The sequence below is a fragment of the Paraburkholderia sp. SIMBA_054 genome (assembly GCF_046534875.1).
Taxonomy (GTDB): Bacteria; Pseudomonadota; Gammaproteobacteria; order Burkholderiales; family Burkholderiaceae; genus Paraburkholderia; species Paraburkholderia hospita.
In genome coordinates this window covers 1-1,519 of record NZ_JAWRXV010000160.1, presented here as the reverse complement: position 1 = coordinate 1,519, position 1,519 = coordinate 1, and the positions used below count along the sequence as shown (strand labels likewise).

At 55.3% G+C, this 1,519-nt stretch carries 2 protein-coding genes; both read left to right on the top strand.

What is annotated here, in order from left to right; translation table 11 throughout:
• The first annotated feature begins 186 nt into the window (after positions 1 to 186).
• Positions 187 to 849, top strand: a complete 663-nt coding sequence (locus SB822_RS54465; RefSeq protein ID WP_410858769.1) for an alpha-amylase family glycosyl hydrolase — start codon at positions 187 to 189, stop codon at positions 847 to 849.
• 307 nt (positions 850 to 1,156) lie between these two features.
• On the top strand, positions 1,157 to 1,483 hold the full coding sequence (locus tag SB822_RS54460; protein WP_410858768.1) for a hypothetical protein: 327 nt from the start codon (positions 1,157 to 1,159) through the stop codon (positions 1,481 to 1,483).
• Positions 1,484 to 1,519 lie beyond the last annotated feature (36 nt).

Sequence of the window (1,519 nt, the reverse complement as noted above, 5' to 3'; positions counted from 1 at the left end):
TCCGATGGAAAGGCCCCACCCGCAACTGGCAGCGCGTTGACACCGTGCATCTGAATCCCGATCGCATCGATAACCCGGGCGTCACACCACAACGTCGCAACCAGGAGAGAAAAGCCGCCTGATATTTATTCGTTGAGGCGACAACTTGCTTGAAAATTTCCGCACGGGGAAGCTACAAGGTTCTTCGTGACATTCCTCGACAATCATGACCAGTGGAGCCGCTACTATTACGTGGACCCGGCGAATCCGCACCATTACGATAACCAGGTCACCATGGCGATGGCGGCGCTATTTTGTTTGCCGGGAATTCCGTGCATCTACTACGGCACGGAACAAGGGCTTCATGGTGCGGGAGGTAGCGAAAGAGCGACGCGAGAGGCGCTTTGGGGGAAGCCGGGCACGCCCTTCGACGACACCCATCCATTCTATTTGCAGCTCAAGAAGGTCTCGGCGGTGCGCAGCGCGTTGCCGGCGCTACGCTACGGCAGAATCTACTTCCGTCCTGTCTCGGGCGACGGCGCAAGCTACGGGGTTTCGCCTTATCCCAACGGCGTGCTGGCGTTCGCGCGCATTTTGAACGATAGCGAAGTAGTTGTTGTCGCGAACACGAACACCCAAGAGACTTTCTCCATATCGGTCATCGTTGACTCGACCTTGAGCCCGGCCGGCACAGTGCTCGTTAATCAATACAGCAATCAGCCTGGGGCAACGGAGTTCGCGACCGTGACGCAAACCGGGGATGTTCATATCGACGAAGTCGACGGAAGCACATCAGATGGTCCAGCGTGCGTTATTTCAGCGACGGTTCGACCAATGGAAGCAATCATCTTAGCGCGACAGGTTTCATAAGCTAGGCGTGCGCTCTGATATCAGCAAATGTCACGTTACAACCGCGCGCGCTGGTTATTGTCAGCACCTACGACGCCGGGACAGTATTTCAGATGGGCTCTTTCCATTCATAGATTCTCGGAGTGGCGTGTGACGCGTCACTAGCTATGAGTCCTGGCTTGCAGCCTGAATGGCGCAAGCTGCTTCCGAGGCGGAAGCTACGTACCGTTTGCGTGTGGATGAGGCTGCAAAGCGGCCTCGCTTACGCGTTAAGCGAGGCCGCTTTCAAACACAGAAGTGATGCAAATTTTTCGCAGAGGCGCACGTCATGCAAACATGGCTAGACAATTACTTCGAGAATCCTCAGCCGGTGGGCATACGGCTGGCTGCAATCACAGCGACGTTCGGACATGAGCTGGACGAGCCGCAGTTCCTCTTCTACCTTCAGGCGAACATGAGTTATCACTCTCGGCAAGCGCGTCGAGGGCCACCTTGGATACTACTGGCACCGCGCTATGCGACTCAAGGCATTCAGGTGGAAAAGAAGATTGACCTTGTGAACAGCGGGTTCGAATTGTCGAACCTCATTGAGCGTGTCGAAATTGTCCAAAACTGTAAGCGATCCACTATCGACGTCTACCCAACAGCACTCTGAGCGAGGAGCATAGGTGTCCACCTATTTGTGAGGTGG